Source organism: Streptomyces sp. PH9007 (genome assembly GCF_059813725.1).
This window is the reverse complement of sequence record NZ_CM187440.1, coordinates 2,872,676-2,897,808: the sequence shown is the minus strand read 5'-3', so window position 1 is coordinate 2,897,808 and position 25,133 is coordinate 2,872,676. Positions and strand designations below refer to the sequence as shown.

General features: G+C 71.5%; 28 protein-coding genes, 1 tRNA gene and 1 other RNA gene. 19 read left to right on the top strand and 11 right to left on the bottom strand.

The window, feature by feature from the left end:
- Window positions 1-25: 25 nt before the first annotated feature.
- Window positions 26-583, bottom strand: coding sequence for a GIY-YIG nuclease family protein (locus ACTFAP_RS13220; protein WP_375878240.1), 558 nt, complete (start codon window positions 581-583; stop codon window positions 26-28).
- Between the two features lie 181 nt (window positions 584-764).
- The gene (locus ACTFAP_RS13215) at window positions 765-1,439 is read right to left on the bottom strand and encodes a TetR/AcrR family transcriptional regulator (RefSeq protein ID WP_375878241.1); all 675 of its coding nucleotides are present in this window, start codon (window positions 1,437-1,439) and stop codon (window positions 765-767) included.
- A gap of 120 nt (window positions 1,440-1,559) precedes the next feature.
- On the opposite strand from ACTFAP_RS13215, the gene ACTFAP_RS13210 reads away from it, so the two are divergent.
- From ACTFAP_RS13210 to ACTFAP_RS13180, 7 genes are all read left to right on the top strand, one after another.
- On the top strand, window positions 1,560-1,907 hold the full coding sequence (locus tag ACTFAP_RS13210; RefSeq protein WP_500469164.1) for a hypothetical protein: 348 nt from the start codon (window positions 1,560-1,562) through the stop codon (window positions 1,905-1,907).
- A 77-nt stretch (window positions 1,908-1,984) separates the two neighbouring features.
- A complete protein-coding gene (locus ACTFAP_RS13205; RefSeq protein WP_375878243.1) occupies window positions 1,985-2,647 on the top strand; it encodes an SRPBCC family protein in 663 nt (220 codons plus the stop codon).
- A gap of 69 nt (window positions 2,648-2,716) precedes the next feature.
- On the top strand, window positions 2,717-3,151 hold the full coding sequence (locus ACTFAP_RS13200) for an ester cyclase (protein WP_500469163.1): 435 nt from the start codon (window positions 2,717-2,719) through the stop codon (window positions 3,149-3,151).
- Between the two features lie 242 nt (window positions 3,152-3,393).
- On the top strand, window positions 3,394-4,440 hold the full coding sequence (locus ACTFAP_RS13195; RefSeq protein ID WP_500469162.1) for a medium chain dehydrogenase/reductase family protein: 1,047 nt from the start codon (window positions 3,394-3,396) through the stop codon (window positions 4,438-4,440).
- Window positions 4,441-4,535: 95 nt separating this feature from the next.
- Window positions 4,536-5,168 (top strand): ABC transporter permease, encoded by a 633-nt coding sequence (locus ACTFAP_RS13190; RefSeq protein WP_375878246.1) that lies wholly within the window; start codon window positions 4,536-4,538, stop codon window positions 5,166-5,168.
- A 374-nt stretch (window positions 5,169-5,542) separates the two neighbouring features.
- A complete protein-coding gene (locus ACTFAP_RS13185; protein WP_500469161.1) occupies window positions 5,543-5,818 on the top strand; it encodes a type II toxin-antitoxin system Phd/YefM family antitoxin in 276 nt (91 codons plus the stop codon).
- Complete coding sequence (locus tag ACTFAP_RS13180; protein WP_500469160.1) at window positions 5,815-6,072, top strand: Txe/YoeB family addiction module toxin; 258 nt, start codon at window positions 5,815-5,817, stop codon at window positions 6,070-6,072. The genes ACTFAP_RS13185 and ACTFAP_RS13180 overlap by 4 nt, the downstream gene beginning before the upstream one ends.
- A gap of 570 nt (window positions 6,073-6,642) precedes the next feature.
- Here ACTFAP_RS13180 and ACTFAP_RS13175 read toward each other — a convergent pair.
- Window positions 6,643-6,727 (bottom strand) — tRNA-Ser (locus tag ACTFAP_RS13175).
- A gap of 85 nt (window positions 6,728-6,812) precedes the next feature.
- Between ACTFAP_RS13175 and ffs the strand changes: the two genes are divergently transcribed.
- From ffs to ACTFAP_RS13150, 5 genes are all read left to right on the top strand, one after another.
- An RNA gene (gene ffs, locus ACTFAP_RS13170) (signal recognition particle sRNA small type) lies at window positions 6,813-6,907 on the top strand.
- Window positions 6,908-6,933: 26 nt separating this feature from the next.
- The gene (locus ACTFAP_RS13165; protein ID WP_500469159.1) at window positions 6,934-9,075 is read left to right on the top strand and encodes a DNA polymerase III subunit gamma and tau; all 2,142 of its coding nucleotides are present in this window, start codon (window positions 6,934-6,936) and stop codon (window positions 9,073-9,075) included.
- A gap of 80 nt (window positions 9,076-9,155) precedes the next feature.
- Window positions 9,156-9,500: a YbaB/EbfC family nucleoid-associated protein gene (locus tag ACTFAP_RS13160; protein WP_376047722.1), complete on the top strand. Its 345-nt coding sequence runs from the start codon at window positions 9,156-9,158 to the stop codon at window positions 9,498-9,500.
- A gap of 88 nt (window positions 9,501-9,588) precedes the next feature.
- Window positions 9,589-10,188: a recombination mediator RecR gene (recR, locus tag ACTFAP_RS13155; protein WP_376047719.1), complete on the top strand. Its 600-nt coding sequence runs from the start codon at window positions 9,589-9,591 to the stop codon at window positions 10,186-10,188.
- Window positions 10,189-10,221: 33 nt separating this feature from the next.
- Complete coding sequence (locus ACTFAP_RS13150) at window positions 10,222-10,941, top strand: DUF5063 domain-containing protein (protein ID WP_390118199.1); 720 nt, start codon at window positions 10,222-10,224, stop codon at window positions 10,939-10,941.
- 41 nt (window positions 10,942-10,982) lie between these two features.
- Here the strand turns inward: ACTFAP_RS13150 and ACTFAP_RS13145 are convergent, their stop codons facing one another.
- The 3 genes from ACTFAP_RS13145 to ACTFAP_RS13135 all read right to left on the bottom strand — a co-directional run bounded on the left by ACTFAP_RS13145 (window position 10,983) and on the right by ACTFAP_RS13135 (window position 12,268).
- Window positions 10,983-11,447, bottom strand: a complete 465-nt coding sequence (locus ACTFAP_RS13145; protein ID WP_500469158.1) for a hypothetical protein — start codon at window positions 11,445-11,447, stop codon at window positions 10,983-10,985.
- Window positions 11,448-11,554: 107 nt separating this feature from the next.
- Window positions 11,555-11,794 (bottom strand): hypothetical protein, encoded by a 240-nt coding sequence (locus tag ACTFAP_RS13140; protein ID WP_390118205.1) that lies wholly within the window; start codon window positions 11,792-11,794, stop codon window positions 11,555-11,557.
- A gap of 12 nt (window positions 11,795-11,806) precedes the next feature.
- Complete coding sequence (locus tag ACTFAP_RS13135; protein ID WP_500469157.1) at window positions 11,807-12,268, bottom strand: GNAT family N-acetyltransferase; 462 nt, start codon at window positions 12,266-12,268, stop codon at window positions 11,807-11,809.
- A 76-nt stretch (window positions 12,269-12,344) separates the two neighbouring features.
- Here ACTFAP_RS13135 and ACTFAP_RS13130 point away from each other — a divergent pair, with 76 nt between their 5' ends.
- The 6 genes from ACTFAP_RS13130 (at window position 12,345) to ACTFAP_RS13105 (ending at window position 19,034) form a co-directional block, all read left to right on the top strand.
- Window positions 12,345-12,929 (top strand): TetR family transcriptional regulator C-terminal domain-containing protein, encoded by a 585-nt coding sequence (locus ACTFAP_RS13130; protein ID WP_500469156.1) that lies wholly within the window; start codon window positions 12,345-12,347, stop codon window positions 12,927-12,929.
- A 106-nt stretch (window positions 12,930-13,035) separates the two neighbouring features.
- Entirely contained in the window at window positions 13,036-14,115 is a 1,080-nt protein-coding gene (locus ACTFAP_RS13125) for a carboxylate-amine ligase (RefSeq protein WP_500469155.1), read from the top strand.
- Between the two features lie 249 nt (window positions 14,116-14,364).
- Window positions 14,365-15,666 carry an aspartate kinase gene (locus tag ACTFAP_RS13120; RefSeq protein WP_030735506.1) on the top strand — a complete coding sequence of 434 codons (1,302 nt, stop codon included), beginning with the start codon at window positions 14,365-14,367 and terminating at the stop codon, window positions 15,664-15,666.
- A gap of 309 nt (window positions 15,667-15,975) precedes the next feature.
- Window positions 15,976-16,680 (top strand): SigE family RNA polymerase sigma factor, encoded by a 705-nt coding sequence (locus tag ACTFAP_RS13115; RefSeq protein ID WP_495684696.1) that lies wholly within the window; start codon window positions 15,976-15,978, stop codon window positions 16,678-16,680.
- Window positions 16,677-18,101 (top strand): hypothetical protein, encoded by a 1,425-nt coding sequence (locus ACTFAP_RS13110; protein ID WP_500469154.1) that lies wholly within the window; start codon window positions 16,677-16,679, stop codon window positions 18,099-18,101. Before ACTFAP_RS13115 ends, ACTFAP_RS13110 begins: the two co-directional genes overlap by 4 nt.
- Before the next feature lie 30 nt (window positions 18,102-18,131).
- Window positions 18,132-19,034 (top strand): SURF1 family protein, encoded by a 903-nt coding sequence (locus tag ACTFAP_RS13105; protein ID WP_500469153.1) that lies wholly within the window; start codon window positions 18,132-18,134, stop codon window positions 19,032-19,034.
- Here the strand turns inward: ACTFAP_RS13105 and ACTFAP_RS13100 are convergent.
- The 4 genes from ACTFAP_RS13100 to ACTFAP_RS13085 form a co-directional block, all read right to left on the bottom strand.
- Complete coding sequence (locus ACTFAP_RS13100) at window positions 18,982-20,829, bottom strand: S9 family peptidase (RefSeq protein ID WP_500469152.1); 1,848 nt, start codon at window positions 20,827-20,829, stop codon at window positions 18,982-18,984. The two genes, ACTFAP_RS13105 and ACTFAP_RS13100, sit on opposite strands and share 53 nt — an antisense overlap.
- Window positions 20,822-21,343, bottom strand: coding sequence for a RidA family protein (locus ACTFAP_RS13095; RefSeq protein WP_500469151.1), 522 nt, complete (start codon window positions 21,341-21,343; stop codon window positions 20,822-20,824). Before ACTFAP_RS13095 ends, ACTFAP_RS13100 begins: the two co-directional genes overlap by 8 nt.
- Window positions 21,340-21,501, bottom strand: coding sequence for a Sp36 family protein (gene sp36 / locus ACTFAP_RS13090; protein ID WP_106438433.1), 162 nt, complete (start codon window positions 21,499-21,501; stop codon window positions 21,340-21,342). The genes ACTFAP_RS13095 and sp36 overlap by 4 nt, the downstream gene beginning before the upstream one ends.
- A gap of 159 nt (window positions 21,502-21,660) precedes the next feature.
- Entirely contained in the window at window positions 21,661-21,975 is a 315-nt protein-coding gene (locus ACTFAP_RS13085) for a WhiB family transcriptional regulator (protein ID WP_495684691.1), read from the bottom strand.
- Window positions 21,976-22,337: 362 nt separating this feature from the next.
- On the opposite strand from ACTFAP_RS13085, the gene ACTFAP_RS13080 reads away from it, so the two are divergent.
- Window positions 22,338-24,590 carry a transglycosylase domain-containing protein gene (locus ACTFAP_RS13080; protein WP_500469150.1) on the top strand — a complete coding sequence of 751 codons (2,253 nt, stop codon included), beginning with the start codon at window positions 22,338-22,340 and terminating at the stop codon, window positions 24,588-24,590.
- Between the two features lie 70 nt (window positions 24,591-24,660).
- On the opposite strand, the gene ACTFAP_RS13075 is transcribed toward ACTFAP_RS13080, so the two are convergent.
- Window positions 24,661-25,125 (bottom strand): GatB/YqeY domain-containing protein, encoded by a 465-nt coding sequence (locus tag ACTFAP_RS13075; protein ID WP_400011395.1) that lies wholly within the window; start codon window positions 25,123-25,125, stop codon window positions 24,661-24,663.
- Between the last annotated feature and the right edge of the window lie 8 nt (window positions 25,126-25,133).

Below are 25,133 nucleotides of genomic sequence, written 5' to 3'. Positions count from 1 at the left end.
GGGGGTGCTGTAAAGCGAACTCTGGTCAGCCGCCGACGGGAAGCGCGCGGGCCCGCTGCCGGGCGGCGGCGCGCAGGGCCTTCAGCGTGGAGTGGAAGGCGTTGTGCTTGTTCTGGTCGAGGTTGAGCGGAAGATCGAGGCCGGTGATCAGCGCACTCTCCAGCAGCCACGGCTTCGGGTAGGCCACCCAGCAGACCCGGGCGTGTTCGGCCATCCAGGCCGACAACTCCGCTTCTCCCCGCACCCCGAAGGTCATCCGCCGCCCGCTGCCCACCCGGCGCAGCTCCAGGCCGAGGAGACACCCAAGAGTGAGCCGCAATGTGGAACCTTCGGCATTCCCCCGGAAGTGGTATCGCACGCGGGACCGGAGGTGTTGCCGGCTGGTCCGATTGGCCATGCGCCGAGGAGCGATGCCTACATACAGCAACTCGCCCACCGCTAGCCCGTCGTACGGCGCCACCTCGAACCGCCACCCGTAGACCCCGGGCACTGCGGGCACCGGCCCCGGCTTCCCCAGCACCTCACCGGCCGACCACAGCCGTCCGGGCTCCAGCAGGGACTTGCGCTCCGTCGCGAACGTCATGGGCCCACCCCACCACAGCGCTCGGACATCCGGCACCGGTCGCGGCCGGCATCTTCGGCGTCCCGCGGGCACCCGGGCAGGGTGGCCGGTGCGCGACGCGGACACGACGAGGGCCCCGGTCGTTTCCAGGACCGGGGCCCGGTGTCGCGGTCGGGCGGGGACGGCGGCTACGCGGGGCGTATCACCCGGCCGGGGGCGGGTCGGTCAGCTTCGCCACCCTGCTGATGATGGCGTCGGCGATGGGCTCCTCGGGCCAGGGGAAGACACGGGTGGCGGCGTGCTGGTGGGCGAGGCCGTGCAGGCAGACCCACAGGGTGACGGCGTCCACCGGGGGGTCGGTGGCCGACGACTGCCCCGCGGCGACACACTCGGCGACGGCTTCGGCGAGGAACTGCATGGCGGTCGCGCCGAGGGTGGTGAGCTCCTCCTCGGTCAGCGAACTGTCGCCCAGGGTCGGCATCCACAGGCCGCCGAACATGGTGCGGTAACGCGCGGGATGCTCGTGCGCGTAGCCGAGGTAGGCGCGGCACAGGGCGTACAGCCGGTCTCGCGGAACGTCGCCCGCCTCCGCCACGGCGGCGCGCAGATGGGCCTCCAGCGTGGCGAACTCGCGTTGGACGACGGCCAGCATGATGGACGGCTGGTCGGGGAAGTGCGGGTAGATCGACGGGGCGGCGATGCCGACCTTGCGGGCGACCGACCGCAGGGTGATCGTCCGCTCGTCCCCTGTCTCGTCCAGCAGCGCGGCGGCGGCGTCGACGATGTCCTCCCGCAGCCGGCTGCCTTCGCCGCGTCGGTTGCGTACCCGGGCCGCGCGTTTCTGGCCATCCGAAGTTGTCGCTTCTGTCCCGTTCATCCTCGTAACCTTACGCGCAAAAGCTTATGAGGGCAATCCTTGCCCGCGCTCGCTTTACAAGTGTAGCCTTACACTTGTTAGCTCGAAGTTCGGGACACAGCAGAACACAAGGAGACAGCCATGTCAGGATCACCGGTTCCCCCGGTCCGCGAGCGGCGGAGCATCCCCCTGGCGGTGACCGTCTCCGCCTGGGCGGCCCCTCTCCTTGTACTCACCGGATTCGCGTTCGTCGCGTTCGTCCCGGTCCTGATCGTGCTGATCGGCTCCCTCGCCCGGACTCGCGACACGGCGGTCAGGGCCGGCGCCGTACTCCTCGCCGTCGTCTACGCGATCCCGTTCGCCATCTGGCAGCTGCGGCCGGACGGCGCGCCGAGCCTGTCGAAGGACATCCACCCCGGGTTCATCGGCCTGATCGTGGCCGCTGCCATCGCTCTCCTGTGCCTCCTCCACGGCGCCCGGCGCCGCTGACCCGCCGCCCTGCCCGCACCGACCCCCGCTCCCCGGCCTCGGAACCGCTTCGAAGCCGCCCACGGAAGGAATCTGTCATGTCCGCTCCCCGTCCCCACCGTTCCCCCTCCGGCACGCGCCTCGCGGCACTCGCCCTCTCCCTCGCCGCGGCCGCCGGCACCCTCGCCGTCACCGCCGCGCCCGCCCGGGCCGCATCCGGACCGGCGCACGCCGGTCACCACGGCGAGGCCGTCGAATGCCGCGGACAGGGCACCGATCCGGACGCTCTCGTGCGCTACGGGACCGAGATCCTGATCGAGGCCCCGCCGAGCACCGTCTTCAAGGCCCAGACGGACGTGGAGCAGTGGCCGTCCTGGCAGGACGCCGTCCTCACCAGCGAGCGGCTCGACCGCGGCCCTCTGCGGACCGGTTCCGCCTTCCGCTGGACCACCCCGGTGCCCGCCACCCCCGCCACGCCCGCCACCACCCTGACGGTCACCTCCACCGTCCAGCAGATCCAGCGCGACCACTGCATCCGCTGGACGGGGCCGGCGACCGGCGAGGGGATCCACATCGACGAGGGCACCCACGTCTGGACCTTCACCAAGGTCAAGGGGGGCACCCTCGTCCGCACCGAGGAGACCTGGACCGGCGACCAGGCCGAGGCCGACGTCGACCTCTCGACCGGGGCACTCGGCGAAGGCCTGGAGATCTGGCTCCAGGACCTCAAGACCGCCGCCGAAGCCCGCACCGGCTGCTGACCCCGGCTTCTCCAGGACCCATCTCCCTCTCGCCACCTGCGCTGCCCCGCCGGCCCGAAAGGCACCGTCATGACCACCGCCCACACCCTCGGCCACCAGGCCCTCTTCGACGCCTGGCTCAGGCTCTGGAACGGCGACCTGTCCCTCGCCGCCGACATCGTCCCGGAGGACTTCCGCGTCCACAGCCACATGCTCGACGGCGGCGACAGCAGTTCCGTCCGCGGTGCCGACGGCCTGGTGGCCTACATCCGCGCCGCCCGCGCGCCCTTCCCCGACCTGGAGTTCGCGGCCGAGGTCCCGCCGCTGTTCGACGGCGCCCATCTGTCCGTGCGCTGGACGGCCACCGGCACGTACAGCGGCGGCTTCCCCGGCGCCGGTGCCGCGCCCGGAACCGTGGTCACCTTCACCGGAAGCGACACGCTCCGCATACGCGAGGGCCGGTTGGCCGAGTACTGGCTCAACTCGGACTCGCTGCACCTGCTCAGGCAGCTCAAGGCGCTGTGAGCCACGACCGGGACGGCCGGGCGCCCGCTGTGCGTGCTCACCGGGCGTGTGGGTGAGGGCCGCACTCCTGAGAAGGGGTCCTGACTCAAGGGCGTGACCGGGTTCTGTCCCGGTCACGCCCTTGTGCCTTCCTCTAGTGTTTACGGCTGTAAGTTTATGACCGTAGCCTCTTGCGTCGCTTGATCTGGCGCTTATAACCTTACGGTCGTAAGTACACAGTGGGAAACCCAAGGAGCAATCCCATGAGCAGCACCGCCACCGTCACCGCGACCGAGATCGTCCTGCCCGGCAAGGTCGAGCCCGAGGGCCTGACGTCGCGGAGCCGCGACCTGCCGGCCCCGGGCAAGGACCAGGTCGTCCTGCGGATGGAGGCAACCGGTGTCTGCTTCGCCGAGCAGCAGATGCGCCGCGGCAAGTACTACGACCAGCCGCCGTTCCCCTTCGTGCCCGGCTACGACCTGGTCGGCACCGTCGTCGCCACCGGCGAGCAGGTCGACGCCGCGCTCGTCGGGCGCCGGTTCGCCGCGATCACCAAAATCGGAGCCTGGGCCAGCCACCTGCTGATCGACGCCGCCGACCTGATGCCCGTGCCGGACGAGGTCGAGCCGGCCGCGGCCGAGACGGTGATCGTCAACGGCGTCACCGCCTGGCAGATGCTGCACCGCGTCGCCAAGGTCCGCGCCGGTCGGACGATCGTGGTGCTGGGTGCCAACGGCGGCGTCGGTTCCACCCTCGTCCAACTGGCCCGCCACGCCGGCATCACCGTGATCGGCACCGCCTCATCCCGCCACCACGCCACCGTGCGTGCACTGGGCGCCACCCCGGTCGACTACCGGGACCCGCAGATGTACGCCCGCATCCGCGAGCTCGCCCCCGACGGTGTGGACGCGGTCTTCGACCACGTCGGCGGGCCCGGCATCGAGGACTCCTGGCAACTCCTGCGGCGCGGCGGCACCCTGGTCTCCTACGGCACCGCGGCCAGCAAGGACGAGGAAGGCAATTCGCAGCTGCCCGTCCTCAAGCTCTTCGCCCGCCTCAACGCCTGGAACGCCCTGCCCAACGGCAAGAGCGCCCACTTCTACAACCTCTGGGCCGGCAAGCGCCGCTGCCGGGCCTCATGGCAGCGCCGCACGACCGAAGACCTCGCCCAGGTCCTGCGTCTGGTCGCCGACGGCCGCCTGGTCCCGCAGATCGCCGCGCGGTTCGCCCTGGCCGACACCGTCGCCGCCGTCAGGCTCGCCGAGTCCCGCACTGTGGCCGGCAAGGTCGTCATCGTCCCCGAGAGGTGACGCCCGGCGCACCACGCCGCAACCCTCTCCCGTCTCGCACCGCCGCACGCCGCCACCCCCTTCCGCCGCGTCCTTCTCACCCCGAGGTATCCGCCATGTCCCTCACCGCCCCCGCCACGCCGGCCCCCACCATGCCGACCGCCGTCATCACGGCCCCGGCGCACGCCTCGCACGAGGTGGACAACCGTGCGACGTACATCAGCTTCGGGCTCGCCTACGTGCTCGGCCATGGCAGCGCCGCCCTCTCCCGGGGCGAGAACGGCGCTGCCGTACTCGACCTGCCCGGCTGGCTGCCCATGACGCTGCTCGGTGCCGGACTCGCGGTGGGCACGGTGCTGGCCACCCGCGCCGCCCTCCGTGCCCAGCGGGACGCGACCGGACCGGAGGCCGTGACCGGACAACTTCTCGGCGCCGCCTGGGTCACCGCCTTCGTCGCTCTCTTCCTCGTCATCACGGGCCTCGGCGCCACCGTCGACCACCCCGACATCCAGACGCTGCTGTGGCCCACCGGCTCCGGCTTCGTCGTCGGTCTGCTCTACGTCGCCGAAGGCGCCGCGCGCCGCAACCGGCTCCACTACACCCTCGGCACCTGGCTCGCCCTGACCTCCACCGCGGCCCTGCTCCTGGGCAACCCCGCCTTCTACTGGGTCCTCACGATCGCGGGCGGTGGCGCCTACGCCGTCGCCGCCGTCCTCGAACGGCGCCGCCTCGCCGCCATCCCGGGCTGAGCCCGCGGCTGTTCAGCATCAGCGGCCACGGCCCGGAGCGTGAAACCCCCCCGGGGGGCCGCTCTCGGCTCCGGCTCCTCGACCGGATGAACCGGCTCAGCAGCACGGCCGAGACGAAGAACGACTGCTCCGTCCACCGGAACGAGTGACACGACGCGGCAACGCCACGACGGACCGCGGTGCTCCGGCGCCCGGAGCCCCGGGCCCGTCATACCCCCGCACGTCGCAGGGCCCACCGCGAACGGTGGCTCCTCACGGGGCGAGAGAATCCCGATGATCCAGCCCTGATGAGCCTCGGGAAGACTGCTCTGGTACCAGAAGGTGGTACCAGTGCGGCACCGATTTTTCGTAGCGTCAAGTCAGGGAGGCGGAGCATGAGTATCAGTGCCGGTGAAGCCAGAAAGAGCCTGTTTCCCCTCATCGAACGCGTCAACACCGACCACGACCCGGTGCGGATCACGTCCAAGGCCGGGGACGCCGTCCTGATGTCCGCCGATGATGACGACTCCTGGCAGGAGACCATCCATCTTCTGCGCTCCCCCGCCAATGCCCGGCGCCTCATGGAGGCGATCGCCCGGGACAGGGCGGGCGAGACCGGAGTTGCGAGGACGATCGACGAGCTTCGGGACATGGCCGGAGGAGAGGAGTGAGGGACGTCAACTTCGCCCCCGCTGCCTGGGACGATTTCCTGTTCCGGCTCGCGTCGGACAGGAAGACGGCCCGGCGGATCACTCGTCTCATCGCTGAGATTCAGCTCACCCGCTTCGAGGGCATCGGCAAACCGGAGCCGCTGAAGGGCGACCTCACGGGTTACCGGTCGCGCCGGATCAATGACGAACACCGGCTTGTCTACCGGACCGATGACAAAGAAGTGAAGATCGTCCAGGCCCGCTACCACTACTGACCGCCGACCGTGCCGGCGAAGTGGCGCCGCCTGACGGCGAACTCAGCGCAAGCGCGACATGGCAACAACGTCACGTCCATCCACGTCCCCTCTCCGGGAACGTCCCGCCATCCGCGTCACGCACGGGCGTGGCCATCCCGGACCGGATGGCCGGTCGAGGGGCGCAAGGGCCACCGCGCCGGCGTCCCGGACACCTGTGAGCCGCGCCGCGTCGACGGCCACGGGGACGTTCTCGTCGCCCACTGTGTACAGCCGCTCCACCAGTTGGCCGTCCACCTGCGCATCGCGCTCCAGATCCGTGCTGCTCCCTGTTGACCCGTGGGGGTGCTGAAGCCGGTGGCCGGGCTCCCGGAGATGGGAGCCGTCGTTCCGGGCGCAGTCCCAAGGGCTGAGTCCTGGCGGTCATCTGGCGTGAAAGGAAGTAGGCGGGTGTGCGGGCGCGTTCCCTGCCGGGGACGACTCCGGAGACACCCGCTGTGGACAGAAACCAGGACAACGGGGTCGGGGAGAACGTCGAAGGGCCCCACCGCGAACGGTGGGGCCCTTCAGTACAGCCCGGTGAAGGCTGGGCGGAGGATACGAGATTCGAACTCGTGAGGGTGTGAACCCAACACGCTTTCCAAGCGTGCGCCCTAGGCCACTAGGCGAATCCTCCGCCGGAAACAATACAAGACGCGGAGGGGTGGTCGCGACCAGCTGGGGGTGGGGGCGGGGAGGGGTTCCGATCGGGTAGGCTGGCGTCAGCCCCTCACGTGGCGCTATCTCGCTGAACTCCCCCAGGGCCGGAAGGCAGCAAGGGTAGGCGGGCTCTGGTGGGTGCGTGGGGGGCCCTTGTCAGTGGTGGCCGTTATCGTCGGGGTTGTGTCGTCTCTCGCGCTGTACCGCCGCTATCGTCCCGAGACCTTCGCCGAGGTCATCGGGCAGGAGCATGTGACCGACCCCCTGCAGCAGGCGCTGCGGAACAACCGGGTCAACCACGCCTACCTCTTCAGCGGCCCGCGCGGCTGCGGCAAGACGACGAGCGCGCGTATCCTCGCTCGCTGTCTCAACTGTGAACAGGGCCCCACGCCCACCCCGTGCGGGGAGTGCCAGTCCTGTCGTGACCTGGCGCGCAACGGCCCCGGGTCGATCGATGTGATCGAGATCGACGCCGCCTCGCACGGTGGTGTGGACGACGCGCGGGAGCTGCGGGAGAAGGCGTTCTTCGGGCCGGCGTCCAGCCGGTACAAGATCTATATCGTCGACGAGGCGCACATGGTCACCCCGGCGGGCTTCAACGCCCTGCTGAAGGTGGTCGAAGAGCCGCCCGAGCATCTGAAGTTCATCTTCGCGACCACCGAGCCCGAGAAGGTCATCGGCACCATCCGGTCGCGCACGCATCACTATCCGTTCCGGCTCGTGCCGCCCGGCACCCTGCGCGAGTACCTGGGGCAGGTCTGCGAGCAGGAGGCCATCCCCGTCGAGGGCACGGTGCTGCCGCTGGTGGTGCGGGCCGGGGCCGGGTCCGTACGGGACTCCATGTCCGTCATGGACCAGCTGCTCGCCGGTGCGGGGGAGGGCGGTGTGACGTACGACATGGCCACCGCGCTGCTCGGCTACACGGACGGGGCGCTGCTGGACTCCGTGGTGGAGGCGTTCTCCCGGGGGGACGGGGCCGCCGCGTTCGACGTGGTGGACCGGGTCATCGAGGGCGGGCACGATCCGCGGCGGTTCGTCGCGGATCTGCTGGAGCGGCTGCGGGACCTGCTGATCCTGGCCGCGGTGCCCGACGCCGCCGACAAGGGGCTGATCGACGCCCCGGCGGATGTGCTGGAGCGGTTGCTGGGGCAGGCGCGTGAGCTGGGCGCCGCCGAACTGAGCCGCGCCGCCGATCTTGTCAACGCCGGGTTGACGGAGATGCGGGGCGCCACCTCGCCCCGGTTGCAGCTGGAGCTGATCTGCGCCCGGGTGCTGCTGCCCGCCGCGTACGGGAACGACGAGCGGGCGCTGCAGTCCCGGGTGGAGCGTCTGGAGAGGCTCGGGCCGCCCGCCGGGGCCGCCGCCGCGCAGGCTCCGCCGGCCGCCGTGCCCGCACCGCAGGCCGCTCCTGCCCCGCCCGCTCCCGCACCGCAGGCCGTCGCACCGCAGCCCCCGGCACCGCAGCCCCCGGCACCGCAGCCCCCGGCCCCGCAGCCCCCGGCCCCGCAGGCGTCGGCCGCTCCGGCGCCCCAGGCGCCGCCTCCCGCCCCCTCGGGGCCCCGTCCCGGGGCCTGGCCCACCGCCGCACCCGCGACGCCTCCCACCGCCGCACCCGCCCAGGGGGACGGCCCGCGGCCCGGCGCGTGGCCCACCGTCGCACCCACCGCGCCCGCCGCTGCGGCTCCCACGCCTGCCCCGGCACCCGCACCGGCTCCCGCCGCACCCGCTCCCGCTCCGGCCGCCGCTCCCGCCCCCGGCGGGGGCGCGGATCTGGGCCGGGTGCAGAGCATGTGGGGGGACATCCTCGACGCGGTGAAGGGGCGGCGGCGGTTCAGCTGGATTCTGCTGAGCCAGAACGCTCACGTCGCCGGGTTCGACGGCACCACCCTCCAGCTCGGCTTCGCCACTGTCGGCGCCCGGGACAGCTTCCTCGGCAGCGGCAGCGAGGAAGTGCTGCGGCAGACCCTCAGCGAGGTCTTCCACGTGCAGTGGAAGATCGACACCGTCATCGACGGCGGAATCGGCGGTACGCCGGCCCCCGCCGTGACCCGCCCCCTCCCGCCGGGCCCGGCCCCGCAGGCCCCGCCACCCCCGCCCGCCGCCGCACCCGCCTCCGCCACCGCCCCTGTCTCCGCCCCCCCGCCCGTACCCCCCACCCCCGAGCCCTCACCCGCCGCCGCGCCGCCCCCGCCTCCGCCGCCGGCGCCCGAGGAGGACCTGCCGGAGCCCGACGACCGTGATCCCGGCAGCTCCTCGCTCTCCGGCCACGAGCTGATCATGCGCGAGCTGGGCGCGACGGTCATCGAGGAGTTCCACCACGAATGAGACCCCGGCGGCGTGAGCCCGTAGGCTCGGACAGGACAGCGAAGAAAGAAACGTTGCCGACGAGCCAGGAGTGATCGCCCGTGTTTCCCGGTGGTGGTGGGGCCGACATGCAGCAGCTGCTGCAGCAGGCCCAGAAGATGCAGCAGGACCTCGCGGCGGCCCAGGAGGAGCTGGCCGGCACTCCGGTGCAGGGCAGCGCGGGCGGCGGCCTGGTGAAGGCGACGGTCACCGGTGCCGGTGAGCTGAAGAGCCTGGAGATCGACCCGAAGGCCGTGGACCCCGAGGACACCGAGACCCTCGCCGATCTCGTGGTCGCCGCCATCCGCGACGCCAACAACGCGGCGCAGGCGCTGGCCCAGGCCAAGCTCGGCCCGCTCGCCCAGAGCCTCGGCGGCGGCAGCGGAATCCCCGGACTGCCGTTCTAGGCCCCCCAGTACCTCGGTTTCTCTAGCCCTGCGGCGCACCGGCAACTAGCCTCATCCGCAGGAACCAGCGGAAGGCATAAGGCATCTCGTGTACGAAGGCGTGGTCCAGGACCTGATCGACGAGCTGGGCAGGCTGCCCGGTGTCGGTCCCAAGAGCGCCCAGCGGATCGCCTTTCACATCCTTCAGGCCGAGCCCACCGACGTACGGCGGCTCGCGCACGCGCTGACCGAGGTGAAGGAGAAGGTCCGCTTCTGCGCCCTGTGCGGCAATGTCGCGCAGCAGGAGCACTGCCGGGTCTGCCAGGATCCGCGCCGCGACCGCGCCGTCATCTGCGTGGTGGAGGAGGCCAAGGACGTGGTGGCCATCGAGCGCACCCGCGAGTTCCGGGGCCGCTACCACGTGCTGGGCGGCGCCATCAGCCCCATTGAGGGCGTGGGCCCCGACGATCTGCGGATCAGGGAACTGCTCGCCCGCCTCGCCGATGGCACGGTCACGGAGCTGATCCTGGCGACCGACCCCAATCTGGAGGGCGAGGCGACCGCCACCTACCTGGCTCGGATGGTCAGCACGCTGGGGCTCAAAGTCACCCGGCTGGCCAGTGGGCTGCCGGTGGGGGGAGACTTGGAGTACGCCGACGAGGTCACTTTGGGACGAGCCTTCGAGGGAAGGCGGTTGCTCGATGTGTAACGCCAGGGGAGCTGTCGCTGGGGAGGCGATCGCATGACGTCCACCGTCCACGCCCAAGCCAACACCCTCAGTAGCGGGACCGGTGATATCGGTGGGGCCGGTGGCCCCGAGGGGCCCGACGCCTTCGCCGTACAGATCGCCGACCAGATCGAGAGCTTCACGGTCGCGGTGGCGGAGGTCGCCAAGGGCGACGATCCGGACGCCGCCGTACCGTACCTGCTGCTCCAGATTTCGCAACTGCTGCTCGCCGGCGGCCGTCTCGGCGCGCACGAGGACATCGTTCCCGAGGAGCGGTACGAGCCGGACACCGGCCCGGAGCCCGACATGGACGAGCTGCGGGAACGCCTCGCTCTGCTCCTCGCGCCCGTCGACGTCTACTCGGAGGTCTTCGACCCGTACGTGCCCCGCAGCATGCCGGTGCCGAGCCGGATCTCCGACGATCTCGCCGACGTCATGACCGACCTGCGGCACGGCATGGCCCACTACCGGGCCGGCCGGGTCAGCGAGGCGCTGTGGTGGTGGCAGTTCTCCTACCTGTCCAACTGGGGCCCGACGGCGAGCGCCGCCCTGCGCGCGCTCCAGTCCCTGGTGGCGCACGTACGGCTGGACACGCCGCTGGCCGAGCTGGACGGTCTGGACACCGACAGCGAGGCGGCCGAGACGGCGGAGGGCGACCTGGAGCGTCAGGCGGGCCGGGTGATGGCCGCCGAGATCGCCGCCCCGCTGGGTCTGCGCCCGCAACCGCGCACCTGACGCCGGCTGACGCGGCGCTGTCCGCGCCGTGACGCGGGCGCTCAGAGCGGTCGGAGAGTGAACAGGTTGTCGGACGGGTCGACCACGGCGTGGAAGCGCGCTCCGGTCCGGAAGTGGGGTTCGCGGTCGGCACGGTAGGAGGCCACGAACTCCGGCACATCCGTACCGCTGATCCGCAGTTCCAGCACCACGATATTGGGCACGCCTTCGGAGTCCTCGTTCACCTCCACGTCGAGGACCTCCGCGACGGCCGGCCGCCCCGCCCGCCGCAGTCGCTCGGTGTCCAGCTTCTGCTCGGCGGCCGAGGACCAGATCGCCAGGCCCAACAGCACCAGCAACACGGACACTCCGATGGTGATGACCGCGTGCCACCACCCCAGGCCGAGTTGGCCGGTGATCTGCAGTCCGGTCAGGACCAGCGCGCTGAGCCAGCACTGCACGGCGGCGGCCCGGTGCCCGAAGCGCGAGCCGGGGCCGCCGATGGATGCCTGCCTGGCGGTGGTCATCTCATCATCGTATGGCTGGAGTTGTCGCTGCGCGGCGGTCCGTTCCCCGATTTTCCCCGCCGGTACGGGGCGAGGGGCGGATCGCCCGCCCGGTCGCCCGCCCGTCGTCAGGCCGTGCGGCCCTTCTCCTCCCGGTCCGCCGCCGAATGCCCCGGCTTCAGCTCGTCGGGGTAGCTGAGGACCACCCCGGCGTGGATCAGCGCGTAGGCCCCGAGGCCGAGCGCGAACCTGACGTACCGCATGTCGCCCGACCAGCCGTTCGGCGCCCCGAAGAAGAGCCAGAACGCCAGCCCGACCCCCAGAAGTACTCCTGCCAGACCGATCATTTTTCGCAACGAGTCATGCATGGGGAAAGCTTTTCATGCGAGAACCCGCTCGTAACACACCGAGATCGGTGAGCCGATGTACGCGCCGAACAGCGGGATCTCCCGGTAGCCCTCACGCCGGTAGAAGCGTTCGGCGTCCGGCTGCAGGGTCCCGGTCTCCAGCCGCAGCGTCGCCCAGCCACGCTCCACCGCCGCCGCCTCCAGCGCACGCAGGACGGCCGTGGCCACCCCCGTGCCCCGCGCTCCGGGAGCGACGTACATCCGCTTCACCTCCGCGCTGCCCGCGTCCAGCCGCCGCAGCGCCCCGCAGGCCAGCGCCGCCCCCGTCACCCGGTCCCGGGCGACCAGGAACACATCGATGTCGGCGGCGGAGGGCGCGGCGCCCGGTTCGTGGTCCTCGCACCCGTACCGGGCGTTCAGCTCGGCCCGTTGCCCGGCGCGCAGGGCGGCCCCCTCGGGGTCCTCCCAGGCCATGTCCTCGATCGTCCAGCGCATCGCGTTCCCTCCGCCGTAACAGCTGTTACGGTAACAAGCGTTACGCCAGCCTTCCCAGACTCCGAGGGCGAGACCCATGTCACGACCGGCCGACGGCGACGCCGACGAACGCCTCTCCCGGGCCGTCTACGACGTCCTCGCCCACCAGGGCCTGGAACGCCTCACCATCCGCGCCGTCGCCACCGCCGCGGGCTGCACCACCGGGCTCGTCATGCACCGCTTCCCGCACCGCCGCGCCCTGCTCCTGCACGCCCGCCGCCTGATGCACGAACGCACCCGCGCCCGCGCCGAGGCCGCCGAGGCCGCCGCCCCCACGCCGCGCGCCGCGCTGCGCGACGTGCTGCGGCACGGCCTCTCCCTGGACGCCCCGGGCCGGCGCGAGAGCGTCGTGTGGACCGGCTTCCTGGCGGCGGCCGTCGGCGACGACGAACTGACCGCGCTGCACCGCGCGCACCACCGGGCCTGGCGGCAGCGCGTCACCCGGCTGGTCACCGCCGCCGCCCCCGACTGGCCGCCGGAGCGGGTCATCACCGTCATGGACGCGCTCGTCTCGACGGTCGAGGGCGCCGCCGCCCTCGCCGCCGGGGACCCGGACACCTACACCCCGGCAGTCCAGAGCGGCCTGCTGGACGCGACCCTCGCCGCCCACGGGCTGCACTGAACCGAACCCGCCCGTACACCGTCGGCGGGCTCCCCGTGGAGCCGCCGCCCCGCCGGGATTCACGGTCCCGGCGGTTGGGGAGCATCCAGCAATGGAACCGCTCACCGTGGGTGTTGAGGAAGAGTTCTTGTTGGCCGACCCGTCGACCGGGGAGGCGATGCCGGTGGCCGAAGAGGTCATCGCGGCCGACGCCGCCGCGGGTCCGGCCGAGCGGCTGAAGCCGGAGACCTCCCAGTCCGTCATCGAGACGGCCACCGAGCCGCACAGCGATCTGCGGCTGCTCGCCGAAGACCTCCGCTCCCTGCGCTCCGCCGCCGCGGCGGCGGCCGAGTCCGTGGGGTGCGCCGTGGTGCCGGTCGCCACCGAACTGCTCCCGGCCGCGCCCTCGCCACCGACCGCGGGCCCGCGGTACCGCCGGATCTACGAGAAGTACGGCGCGCTGCGCTTCGGGCACATGACCTGCGGCATGCACATCCACATCGGCATCCCCGACCGGGAGCACGCGGTCCGCATGAGCAACCATCTGCGGCCCTGGTTACCGGCGCTCCAGGCCCTCGCCGGGAACTCGCCGTTCTCCCTCGGGCAGGACACCGGCTACTCCAGCTTCCGCTCCGTGTGGTGGGGCTACATGCCGGTCGCCGGTCCCGCCCCGCTGTTCGCCGACGCGCCCGCGTACGACGCGGTGCTGGACGGGCTGGTCGCCTCCGGGGTGATTCTCGACCGGAAGATGGCGTACTGGTTCGCCCGCCCGTCCGAGTTCGTGCCCACCATCGAGGTGCGGGTCGCCGATGTGTGCCCCACCGGCGACACCGCCGTGCTGCTCGCCGCGCTGACCCGTGGTCTGGTCGCCACCTGCCTGGAGGAGTCGGAGGCGGGCGCGGCGCCGCCCGCCGTATCGGATCAGCTGCTGGCCGCCGCGCATTGGCAGGCGGCGCGGTACGGGATGGAGGGGGACGCCGTGGACGTGTTCACCGGGCATCCGGTACCGGCCTGGTCCTGGACGGAGAAGCTGCTCAAACACGTCACGCCCGCGCTCGCGGACGCGGGGGATCTCGCCCTGGTCACTGGGTTGCTGGCGGAGCTGCGGGAGAACGGCTCGTGGGCGGCCCGGCAGCGCAGAATCGTTTCCTCCGGCGGCTCGCTGGCCGATGTGGCGGCCTATCTGCACTCCCACCTGCTGAAGTGACGCGGCGGCGGCCCGCCCGGCGCGCACCGCTCACGCGCCCCCACCGGACGGCGACCGTCCGTGTGAGCTGCGTTACGTTTCGGACGTATTTCGTGTGCGATTTCCCTTGGCGGGCAGGGCTTCCCGCTGGATGAGCCCGGTGTCTCAGGATGTGGCACCGGATGGGCGGAAATCGCCTGCTCGGTAGACTTCAGCAGACCGTGGTCCCCGCTCGGATCACGGCGTGAGAGATACGAGGAGCGAGCACACGTGGGCCTTGTCGTGCAGAAGTACGGCGGCTCCTCCGTTGCCGATGCCCAGGGCATCAAGCGCGTCGCCAAGCGAGTCGTCGAAGCCAAGAAGAACGGCCACCAGGTGGTCGTCGTGGTCTCGGCGATGGGTGACACGACGGATGAGCTGATCGATCTCGCGGGTGAGGTGTCCCCCGTCCCCTCCGGACGTGAGATGGACATGCTGCTGACCGCCGGCGAGCGCATCTCCATGGCGCTGCTGGCCATGGCGATCAAAGCGCTCGGGCACGAGGCGCAGTCCTTCACCGGCAGCCAGGCCGGTGTCATCACCGACTCCGTTCACAACAAGGCCCGCATCATCGATGTGACTCCGGGCCGCATCCGTTCCTCCGTCGACGACGGCAACATCGCCATCGTCGCCGGTTTCCAGGGTGTCTCCCAGGACAAGAAGGACATCACCACGCTCGGGCGTGGCGGTTCCGACACCACGGCGGTCGCGCTCGCCGCGGCGCTCGACGCCGAGGTGTGCGAGATCTACACGGACGTGGACGGCGTGTTCACCGCCGACCCGCGCGTCGTGTCCAAGGCCCGCAAGATCGAATGGATCTCCTTCGAGGACATGCTGGAGCTGGCCAGCTCCGGTTCGAAGGTGCTGCTGCACCGCTGTGTGGAGTACGCGCGCCGCTACAACATCCCGATTCACGTACGGTCGTCCTTCTCGGGTCTCAAGGGCACCTGGGTCAGCAGCGAGCCGCCGCAGGAGCATCCCGCACACAGGGAAGGACAAGGGGAGCAGTCGATGGAACAGGCGATCATCTCTGGGGTCGCGCACGACACGTCCGAGGCCAAGGTCACGGTCGTCGGTGTGCCCGACAAGCCGGGCGAGGCGGCGAAGATCTTCCGCGCGCTCGCCGACGCGGAACTGAACCTCGACATGGTGGTGCAGAACGTGTCCGCCGCCTCCACCGGGCTGACGGACATCTCGTTCACCCTGCCCAAGGACGAGGGCCGTTCGGCCATCACGGCACTGGAGAAGCGGCGTCCCGACATCGGGTTCGACGCGCTGCGCTACGACGACCAGATCGCGAAGATCTCGCTCGTCGGGGCCGGCATGAAGACCAACCCGGGTGTCACGGCGCACTTCTTCGAGGCGCTGTCGAACGCCGGCGTGAACATCGAGCTGATCTCGACCTCCGAGATCCGCATCTCGGTCGTCACCCGCGAGGACGATGTGAACCCGGCGGTCCGCGCCGTCCACACGGCGTTCGGGCTCGACAGCGAGTCGGACGAGGCCGTGGTGTACGGGGGCACCGGCCGCTGACGGACGACAACCCGGGTCATGCATGACCATTTGAACGAGATTGGCGGGATGTGAAGCTCCCGTGACCAATTCGTAGGTCCGGATCGCTTGATCCGGACCAATCCCCCGGGGGACGATTTCAACTCCCCGCACCCGCTGACGGAACCTGGCGCGGTGCGGGGAGCGTCTTTCGTACCCTCGCGCGAGGGCCGTCGTGGCGCTGCACGACACGGGCATTTCAGGGTAGGCGGTAGGTGTGAGCCGATGTGACTCATTCAGAAACCCACCCGCGCCGTACAACCTTCGCGGGGGAGAGAGTGTCCAACTGGCGTGGCAGAGGTCCTGGAATTCACCGCAATGGCACCTCCACGTCTCGCGCGCCCCAGGGATCCGGAGCACGAAGCCGGCGGGGCCACCGGAGGGATGCCCGTGATCGCGCCGCTGCCGGCCGCCGCCTCCGGCCCGCCCCCGGCCGCCACGTCCGGCGCCTGTGCCCCGGCGTCCCGGCGCGCGGCCCAGGACGCGGACGCCGTCATGGCTGAGGGCACCACCACGGACCACCTCACCGAGACCTACCGGGCGCACTACCGCTCGCTGCTCGGCCTCGCCGCGCTGCTGCTCGACGACATCGCCTCCTGCGAGGACGTCGTCCAGGAGGCGTTCATCCGCGTCCACTCGGCGCGCGGCCGGGTGCGCGACCAGGAGAAGACGCTCGCGTATCTGCGGCAGACCGTCGTCAACCTCTCCCGCTCCACGCTGCGCCGCCGCATCCTGGGGATGAAGCTGCTCTCCAAGCCGATGCCGAACATGGCGAGCGCGGAGGAGGGCGCGTACGAGCAACTGGAGCGCGCCGAGCTGATCCAGGCGATGCGCGGGCTCCAGCGCCGCCAGCGCGAGGTGCTGGTGCTGCGCTACTTCGCGGACATGACGGAGGCCGAGGTCGCCAGCACGCTGGGGATCTCGGCCGGATCGGTGAAGGCGTACGGTTCGCGGGGCATCGCCGCGCTGCGGGTCGCCATGGAGGCGGCCCGATGACCGACCGCGATCCGGATCCGCGGGAGGAACGAGAACCCGGCGGCAGGGGTGGCGGCGGCCGGGAAGGGGCGGACGGCGGGGCCGGTACAGGCTCCGCTTCCGGTGCCGGGTCCCGTTCCGGGGGCAAGGGCCGTTCCGGTGACGACTGCGACCTCCCCGCCCTGCCCGAAGGCATCGACATCCCCGACAGCCCCGGCCAGCTCTCCGACGAGGAGACGCTGCGCCGCCTGCTGCACGACGCGGTCGGCGTCATCCCGGTCCCCGATGTCTCGCTGGAGGCGCTGCGGGAGGGCATCGCGACCCGGCGCCGCCGCCGGCGCCAGCTGCTGCTGAGCACCGTGGCCGCCGTCGGCGTCCTGGCCATCGGAGCCCCCGCCGTCCTGGAGGCGACGGGAAACGGCGGGCGGCGCGGCAACGACCAGGCGACCGGGCTCGCGGGGGAGAGCACCGCCGAGGGCGAGCCGGTGCCCTCGGGCGGCGCGGACGGCGGCGCCGAGGCGTACGACGGGATCGGTGAACCCCCGCTGGGCGGCGAGTATCACGGGAGCGACGACGGGCAGGCCCACCAGCCGGACGGGACGAGCGGCGCCGTCGCCGAGACCGGCGCGCCGTACGAGGGCGAGATCACCGGCATCGACTCCCCGCGCTGCTCGGCCGGTCAGCTCGGCGCCGCGAGCGCGGTGACCGAACAGCCCGACGCGCAGGGCAAGGTGTACGGCACCATCCGCGTCGCGAACGTGTCCGCCGAGCCCTGCCGGGTCAGCGGCTCGGCCGACGACCTCGCCGTCCTGCCGGCCCTCGGCGGTACGGCGGGCGACGTCCAGATCGCCGACCGGGCCGAGGGCGACCGGGCGACCGGGCTGCCCACCCCCGATCAGGCGGTCGCCGAGCTGGTGCTGCCGCCGGGCGAGGCGTATGAGGTGCGGTTCGCGTGGGTGCCCAGCGGCGGCAGCGCGCTGAGCACCGTGTGTGCCGTGCAGGCCGACCCCACAGGGCTGAGCACGAACGCCGGCGCCGCCCCGGATCCGGTCTCCGAGCTGGAGGGCGGTGCCGCGGGCGCCGGTGGCTCGGACGGTTCGGGCAGCGGTGGCGCGGACGGCGGTCCGGGCGGCGAGTCCCCGGGCGTCGACCAGCCGAGCGCGGGGAACGGCATCGGGAACGGCGGCGGGGGCGACGGGGGCGACGACGGCTCCCCGGGCGGCGGCAGCAACGGCAACGGGAACGGCACCCCCGGCAACGGTGGCTCCGGCCCCTCCGGCGGCACCTCGGACCCCGACCCCGACCCGTCCGACAGCACCGTCGTGCTGCGCTACACCCCGCCCGCCGGCGGCCCGGCCGTGGACATCCACCTCGAGGGAACCTGCAACGGGACCGTCTACCGCACCGGCGTCCTGGAGTCGCTGGGCCCCCCGGCCGGCTGACCGCCGGGCGGCACCCCGTACCGTGGGCACGTGTACCGGTTTCTGCTGACTCCCCGATGGTGGGGGATCAACGTCTTCGTCGCGCTGTCCATCCCGTTCTGTCTGGTGATGGGCTTCTGGCAGCTGGACCGTTTCGAGGGCCGGGTGGACACCCACCGCGAGCGTGAGGAACAGGCCGCGCGCGCCGAGACCTCCGAGCCGCGCCCGCTGCGTGAGCTGCTGCCCGTCACCACCGCGACGCTGGGGGAGCAGGCCACCGTCACCGGTACGTACGACCCGGAGCAGGAACTGCTCGTCCCGCGGCGCGACCTGAACGGCGAGCGCGGCTTCTACGTGCTCACCCCGCTGCTGCCCGCCGACGGCGGCGACGCGCTGCCGGTCGTGCGCGGCTGGCTGCCCGGTGAGGCCGATCCGGCCGCCGTGCCCGCCGCGCCGTCCGGCGAGGTGACGGTCGTGGGGGCGCTGCAGGGCGCCGAGTCGCCGCGTGATGTGAGTCCGCCGACGGGGCTGCCGCCGGGGCAGCTGGGCGTGATCGGGGCGGCCTCGCTGATCAACGTGCTGCCGTACCCGGTGGAGAACGCCTGGGTGACGGTGCGCGAGGCCGAGGCCCCGCTGCTGGCGGTGCCGCCGGCGTCGGCGACCAACACCGGTCTGGACATGAAGGCGTTCCAGAACCTGGGGTACACGGCGGAGTGGTTCGCGTTCATCGCGTTCGCGCTCTTCATGTGGTACCGGTTCTTCCGCCGCGAGCTGGAGGCCCAGCACGATGCCGCGCTGGGCCTCGGGGCGCCCGTACCGGCGCCTGCGCCGGCTCAGGACCGGGCCCGGGAGGAGACGCCCCCGGACCCGGACCAGGCACCGGACCAGGACCAGGACCCGGTCAGCCCGGCAGATGCTTCAGCGCGAACTCGATCTCCATCCGCGTCTGCTTGATCCGCTCCTCCACCACCAGCGAGCCGTGCCCGGCGTCGTACCGGTACACCTCGTGGGTGGCGCCGCGCTCCTTCAGCCGGTCCACGTAGTTCTCGATCTGCTGGATCGGGCAGCGCGGGTCGTTGAGACCCGCCGAGATGTAGACCGGCGCCGTCACCTCGTCCACATAGGTGATCGGGGACGAGGCCCGCCAGCGCTCCGGCTGCTCCTCGGGGGTGCCGCCGAGCAGCGTACGGTCCATCGCCTTCAGCGCCTCCATCTCGTCGTGGTAGGCGGTGACATAGTCGGCCACCGGCACGGCCGCGACACCGACGGTCCACAGCGCGGGCTGCACGCCCAGGCCCAGCAGCGTCAGATAGCCGCCCCACGAGCCGCCGCTGAGCACCAGCCGCTCCGGGTCGGCGAGACCGGTCTCCACACACCACTCACGGACCGCGGCGATGTCCTCCAGCTCGATGAGCCCGATGCGGTGCCGCAGCGCGTCCGTCCACTCCCGGCCGTAGCCGGTCGACCCCCGGTAGTTGACGCGGACCACCGCGAAGCCGTGGTCCAGCCAGGCGGCCGGGGCGGCGGCGAAGGAGTCGCTGTCGTGGTGCGTGGGGCCGCCGTGGATGTCGAAGACCGTCGGGAACGGGCCCTCGCCCTCCGGGCGCTGCACGAGCGCGTGCACCGCCCCGCCGGGGCCGTCCACCCACACGTCCTGCACCGCCACCGAGGACGGGGCGATCTCGCCCGGCGGGTCCAGCACGGTGGCGCCGCTGCTGGACTGCACCCGCGGCGGCTCGGCGGCCGAGGACCACAGGAACTCGACCGAGCCGTCCGGCCTGGCGGTCGCCCCCGAAACGGTGCCGGCCGGGGTGTGCACCTGGGTCAGCTCGCCGATGACGTTGCCGTCCAGGTCCGCGCGCCACAGTTCGCTGCGCGCCCGGTAGTCGTGCTCGATCAGCAGACCGGAACCGTCGGCGTACCACTCGGCGCCCACCTCACCCGGTAGCTGACAGGCCAGCTCCCGCTGGTCCCCGGTGACCGGGTCCCAGATCAGCAGCTCCCAGCGGCCGTGCCGCTGGTGCCCGAGCAGCAGCCGACTGTCGCCGTCCACCGGGGCGAAGCCGAGCACGGCCAGGCCGAGTTCCTTGGTCGCGCCCTCGGTGTCGTCCAGCTCGGCGACGAGGGTGCCGTCCAGCCGTACGACGCGGACCGCCGAGTGCATGGCGTCGCCGTGCTCGGTGTGCTCGATGGCCAGCAGCGTGCTGTCGTGCGACAGATCGCCGACGCTCGCGGACTCGCGGTGCCGGTAGATCTCCGCCGGGGCCTGGCCGGGGCGCGCCACATGGATGGTCGAGCCGACGTCCTCGGTCATCCGGCCCACCGCGACGGTGCCGTCGCGGCCGAAGGCCAGACCGCCCGAGTACGCGGGCTCCAGGCCCTCGACCGCGATCTCGTCGGCGCCGCCCGCGAAGGGCTGGCGGCGCCAGACGCCGAACTCGTCACCGTCGCTGTCCGCGAACCACCAGATCCACTCGCCGTCCGGGCTGAGCGTGCCGTGCACGGTGCCGTTGGGGCGGTCGGTGGCCTGGCGCCGGGAGCCGGTGGTGCGGTCCCACGCGTACAGCTCGAAGGTGCCGGTGGCGTTCGAGATGAACAGGGAGCGGTGCGGGGCCTCCAGCGCCCACTGGGGCAGGCTCAGGCGCGGGGCGCGGAAGCGGCGCTCCCAGTCGGGGACGGTGGTGATCTCGTCCGCCTCGTGCGCGCCGTCCGCGCCCTGCCCGTCCTGGTCCGGTGTGTGATCAGTCATGCGTGCCCGGAGCTCCCTCGCTGTCGGTGTCGCCGGTGTCGTCGCTGTCGTCGATCTCGACCTGGATCTCCACCTCCACCGGGGCGTCCAGCGGCAGCACCGCGACGCCGACCGCGCTGCGCGCGTGCCGGCCCGCCTCGCCCAGCACCTCGCCGAGCAGTTCGCTGGCGCCGTTGATGACGCCCGGCTGCCCGGTGAAGGACGGGTCGGAGGCCACGAAGCCCACGACCTTCACCACGCGCACCACGCGGTCCAGGTCGCCCGCCACGGAGGCGACGGCGGCCAGCGCGTTCAGCGCGCAGATCCGGGCCAGCTCCTTGGCGTCCTCCGGGCTGACCTCGGCGCCCACCTTGCCGGTGCGCGGCAGCGCGCCGTCGACCAGGGGCACCTGGCCCGAGGTGTGGATGTAGCGGCCCGAGCGCAGTGCCGGTACGTACACCCCGGCCGGGGCGGGCACCGGCGGCAGGGTGATTCCCAGCTCGGCGAGCCGGGCCGCCACGCGCCCGGCGCTCACTGGGTCTTCTCGCGCTTGAAGTACGCCACCAGCTGCTCGGGGTTGGCGGGGTTCTGGAGCACCTGCACCAGCTCCCAGCCGTCCTCGCCCCAGGTGTCGAGGATCTGCTTGGTCGCGTGCACCAGCAACGGCGCGGTCGCGTATTCCCACTTGGTCACGGTCGTCATGGCGCCCACTCTAACGACCGGGAGCGGTACGGCCTGGGCGTCCGCCCAGGTGGGGACCGCCCGCCGGTGGGGGCGGCGGCGGATCGCGGTGATTCTCGGCCCGGAAGGGATTGTCGATCATCGCACCGGGCACACTGCCTTTCGGAGGCCCTAACCGGCCGCCGCGTAACCTCCGTCACTCTCGTACGCGTTCTCGTACTCGCAGCGGGCTGTCTCCAACAGCCGGCGCCAGGACGTGACCGTGGGGCGGCGGCGCAGCAATGCGCGTCGTTCCCGTTCGGTCATGCCGCCCCAGACGCCGAATTCCACGCGGTTGTCGAGTGCGTCGGCGAGGCATTCGGTGCGCACCGGGCAGCCGGTGCACACCGCTTTGGCGCGGTTTTGTGCCGCGCCCTGGACGAATAGTTCATCCGGATCTGTGGTGCGGCAGGCGGCCTGCCCACTCCAGTCGGTAACCCAGCTCATGACCGGTGCCGTCCTCTCCCGAATCGAGGCTCCCCCACGGCGGCAAGTGGCATATTCACCTTGCCGGTTGAGGACGTTACGGAAGGCGGCGGGGGCGCAACACCCCCAGTGGGCCCCATTTTGAATGGCCCGTTCGGACTAGACGACGTCGCTGGTCACCCACGTGAGTGAACGTCGAACAAGATCCGCATTTCGGGCGAGGGTTGCTCTTAGCAACAGTCCGGTGCATATGACAAGAGCGATTTCGATATCCCACTCCCATGAGTGAAGATCGTTTGACGGCTCTTGTTTTGTCCGATGTATGGGCAGCCTAACGAACGCCCGGCCGTCTGTCCGGCGTTTGACCGCTTACGCTGGTGTCCATGGGTAGGAAGCGCCCGGGAGGCGGGCTGAGCACGACTCAGCAGATGGCCAAGTTCCTCGGGGTCAGCGTGCTGTCCGGGGCCGTACTGGCGGGGCTGGCGCTGCCGGCCGTCGGCGCCCTGGGGCTGGCTGCCAAGGGGACGGTGCAGACCTTCGACGAGATCCCGAGCGAGCTCACGCGGCCACCGCTGAGCCAGAGCACGATGATCCTGGACGTCGAGGGCAACAAGATCGCGGAGGTGTACTCCCGTTACCGCACGGTGATCGAGGCGGACGAGATGGGTCCGTACGTCCGCCAGGCGCTGGTGGCGATCGAGGACGCGCGCTTCTACGAGCACGGCGCGATCGACCTCAAGGGCGTGCTGCGGGCGCTGAACCGCAACGTCACCGAGGGTGGCGTGCAGGAGGGCGCCTCGACGCTCACCCAGCAGTACGTGAAGAACGTCTTCGTCGAGGCGGCGGGTGACGACGCGGAGGCGGTGGCCGAGGCCACCGCGCAGAGCGGCGCCGAGGGCATGGGCCGCAAGATCCGCGAGATGAAGTTCGCGATCCAGCTGGAGCAGGAACTCACCAAGGACGAAATCCTTACCAACTACCTCAATATCACGTACTTCGGACAGCAGGCGTACGGAGTCGAGGCCGCCTCGCAGCGGTACTTCTCCAAGCCCGCGGCCGACCTGGAACTGCACGAGGCGGCGCTGCTGGCCGGCCTCGTCCAGTCCCCGAGCGCGTACGACCCGGTCAACTCCCCCGACAAGGCGCTCAACCGGCGCAACACCGTCCTGGAGAAGATGGTCGAGTCCAAGGACATCACCCGCGCCGAGGCGGACGAGGCCAAGGAGATGGAGCTCGGCCTCAACGTCTCCCGGCCGCAGAACGGCTGCATCACCGCCGTCCACGACGCCGGCTTCTTCTGCGACTACGTGCGCAAGGAGATCCTCAACAACCCCGTCTTCGGCGAGACCGAGGAAGAGCGCAGCGAGCTGTGGCGCATCGGCGGCCTGCGCGTGCGGACCACCCTGGACCCCACCGCCCAGGCGGCCGCCGCCCAGGCGGCGAAGGACGGCGCCTACGAGGACGACGAGGTCACCGCGGCCGTCGTCCAGATCCAGCCGGGCACCGGGCACATCCTGTCGATGGCCCAGTCCCGCCCCTACGGCCTGGACATCTCCGCCAACGAGACGACGCTCAACCTCAACGTCTCCAGCTCCATGGGCGGCACCACCTACGGCTTCCAGCCCGGCTCGACGTTCAAGCCGATCACGGCGGCGGTGGCCCTGGAAGCGGGGATCAGCCCCGCCGAGACGTACAGCTCGGACCGCAAGATCACGCTGCCCATGAACGAGTTCAAGGACTGCGAGAACAAGCCGCTGGGCTCCGCCACGGAGCCCGACTGGCCGGTGCAGAACGAGCGGGCGGACATGAAGGGCACCTGGGACATGAGCGATGCCCTGGCCCAGTCCGTCAACACCTACTTCGCCGACCTCGAACGCCGGGTCGGCGTGTGCGAGACCGTCACCCTGGCCGGTGAGATGGGCGTGCGCGGCGGCAACGACGCCGAGCTGCCCGCCAGCCCGTCCGCCACGCTGGGCGGTCTGGAGACCACCCCGCTGATGATGGCCAACGCGTACGCGACGTTCGCCAACCGCGGCACCTACTGCGAGCCGGTCGCCATCCTGTCCGTGACCGACAGCAACGGCAACGAGATGGACGTGCCGGGGGGCAACTGCGCCCAGGTCATGTCGGAGCACACCGCCGACACCGTCAACCAGATGCTCAAGGGCGTCGTCGAGGACGGCACCGGGCAGACCGCCGGTCTCACCGACCGGGAGAACGCCGGCAAGACCGGTACCTCCGACAACCGCAAGAACGTGTGGTTCGTCGGCTACACCCCCGAGCTGTCCACCGCGGTCCGGGTGGGCGGTGACGCCGAGATGATCCCGATGGAGAACATCTCGATCGCCGGCACCACCTGGGAGAAGGCGGGCGGTGGCTCCGTCGCCGGCCCGATCTGGCGGCAGGCCATGAGCGGGGCGCTGGCGGGCGTACCCGGCTCGACGTTCAACGAGGTCGACGTGCCGCGCGGCGACGACAAGAAGGACGACGACAAGAAGGACCGAGACCGGGACCGCGACCGTGACCGGGACAACGACGACGACACCCCCGAGATCGACCTGGGCGACTGGGGCAACTGGGAGGACTTCGACTGGGGCGACAACCGGCCGGGCAACGGCTGGGGCCGTGACCGCTGACAACTGAACGGCACGGCGAAGGGGCGGTGGTCGGACCCGACCACCGCCCCTTCGCCGTTGTGCGCCGCGGCTAGCCGGCCAGGGTCCGCTTCACCAGCCCGGCCACCCGGCCGCCGTCCGCCCGCCCCGCGACCTTCGGGGACACGATCTTCATCACGGCGCCCATCGCCCGCGGCCCCTCTGCGCCGCCGGCCTTCGCCTCGGCGACCGCGTCCGTCACGATCGCGGCCAGCTCCTCGTCGCTCAGCTGCTGCGGCAGGTACTCCGCGAGGACCTTGCCCTCGGCCCGCTCCCGCTCCGCCTGCTCCGCCCGGCCGCCCTTGTCGAACGCCTCCGCCGCCTCACGCCGCTTCTTCGCCTCCCGGGCGATGACCTTCTGCACGTCGTCGTCGGAGAGCTCACGCGCCTGCTTGCCCGCCGTCTCCTCGTAGGCGACAGCGGTGAGGGTCATCCGGAGCGTGCTCGATCGCAGCTCGTCACGCGCCTTGATCGCAGTGGTCAGATCGTCGGAGAGCCGGGACTTCAACGTGGTCATGCGGTCAT

Coding starts and splice junctions, on each gene's coding strand:
- ACTFAP_RS13135 (WP_500469157.1), bottom strand. CDS start 12,268: ATGCGCTGGACGATCGAGGACATGGCCTGGGAGGACCCCGAGGGGGCC.
- ACTFAP_RS13075 (WP_400011395.1), bottom strand. CDS start 25,125: ATGACCACGTTGAAGTCCCGGCTCTCCGACGATCTGACCACTGCGATC.
- ACTFAP_RS13100 (WP_500469152.1), bottom strand. CDS start 20,829: ATGACTGATCACACACCGGACCAGGACGGGCAGGGCGCGGACGGCGCG.
- ACTFAP_RS13130 (WP_500469156.1), top strand. CDS start 12,345: ATGTCACGACCGGCCGACGGCGACGCCGACGAACGCCTCTCCCGGGCC.
- ACTFAP_RS13215 (WP_375878241.1), bottom strand. CDS start 1,439: ATGAACGGGACAGAAGCGACAACTTCGGATGGCCAGAAACGCGCGGCC.
- ACTFAP_RS13195 (WP_500469162.1), top strand. CDS start 3,394: ATGAGCAGCACCGCCACCGTCACCGCGACCGAGATCGTCCTGCCCGGC.
- ACTFAP_RS13190 (WP_375878246.1), top strand. CDS start 4,536: ATGTCCCTCACCGCCCCCGCCACGCCGGCCCCCACCATGCCGACCGCC.
- ACTFAP_RS13140 (WP_390118205.1), bottom strand. CDS start 11,794: ATGCATGACTCGTTGCGAAAAATGATCGGTCTGGCAGGAGTACTTCTG.
- ACTFAP_RS13085 (WP_495684691.1), bottom strand. CDS start 21,975: ATGAGCTGGGTTACCGACTGGAGTGGGCAGGCCGCCTGCCGCACCACA.
- ACTFAP_RS13200 (WP_500469163.1), top strand. CDS start 2,717: ATGACCACCGCCCACACCCTCGGCCACCAGGCCCTCTTCGACGCCTGG.
- ACTFAP_RS13220 (WP_375878240.1), bottom strand. CDS start 583: ATGACGTTCGCGACGGAGCGCAAGTCCCTGCTGGAGCCCGGACGGCTG.
- ACTFAP_RS13145 (WP_500469158.1), bottom strand. CDS start 11,447: ATGACCACCGCCAGGCAGGCATCCATCGGCGGCCCCGGCTCGCGCTTC.
- ACTFAP_RS13185 (WP_500469161.1), top strand. CDS start 5,543: ATGAGTATCAGTGCCGGTGAAGCCAGAAAGAGCCTGTTTCCCCTCATC.
- ACTFAP_RS13210 (WP_500469164.1), top strand. CDS start 1,560: ATGTCAGGATCACCGGTTCCCCCGGTCCGCGAGCGGCGGAGCATCCCC.
- ACTFAP_RS13205 (WP_375878243.1), top strand. CDS start 1,985: ATGTCCGCTCCCCGTCCCCACCGTTCCCCCTCCGGCACGCGCCTCGCG.
- ACTFAP_RS13110 (WP_500469154.1), top strand. CDS start 16,677: ATGACCGACCGCGATCCGGATCCGCGGGAGGAACGAGAACCCGGCGGC.
- ACTFAP_RS13150 (WP_390118199.1), top strand. CDS start 10,222: ATGACGTCCACCGTCCACGCCCAAGCCAACACCCTCAGTAGCGGGACC.
- ACTFAP_RS13080 (WP_500469150.1), top strand. CDS start 22,338: ATGGGTAGGAAGCGCCCGGGAGGCGGGCTGAGCACGACTCAGCAGATG.